At 77.9% G+C, this 403-nt stretch carries 1 protein-coding gene; it reads right to left on the minus strand.

The genetic code is table 11. From position 1 onward, the window contains the following. A partial coding sequence (locus I6F37_RS42970) for a hypothetical protein (protein ID WP_225154825.1) occupies nt 1–403 on the minus strand: 403 nt, incomplete at both ends.

Raw genomic sequence — 403 nt, forward strand, 5'->3', positions numbered from 1 at the left:
TCGCGGTACGCAGGGTGCTCGGAGGTGAGGATGGACCCTCCGAGCACGACCGGCGTGGGCTGCGCGCCGGCGAGCCCGGTGCGACGGGCGGCGACACCGGCGAGCCGGGCGAACGTGCCCGCCTGCGCGGCAACGATCCCCCACGCCACCGCGTCGCCGGAGCCGGCGGCGCGCAGCACCGAACGGGCCGCGACCCGTTCGTCGGGCACGGGCCTGACCGGGTGGCGGCGGGTGAAGGCGTGCAGGAGGGCCTCGACGTCGTCGTAGCCGTAGAGCGCCAGCAGCTCCGCGGTCAGCAGGGTCGGTCGCCCCGCACCCAGCTCGGCGTCCACGGCGAGCGTCGGGACGAACGGGTGCGCGACGAGCGCGCGGACCGCGTCGGCCCGGCTGCCCTCCCACGCGG

It is taken from the genome of Bradyrhizobium sp. NBAIM08, from assembly GCF_020193935.1.
GTDB classification, from domain to species: Bacteria; Pseudomonadota; Alphaproteobacteria; order Rhizobiales; family Xanthobacteraceae; genus Bradyrhizobium; species Bradyrhizobium yuanmingense.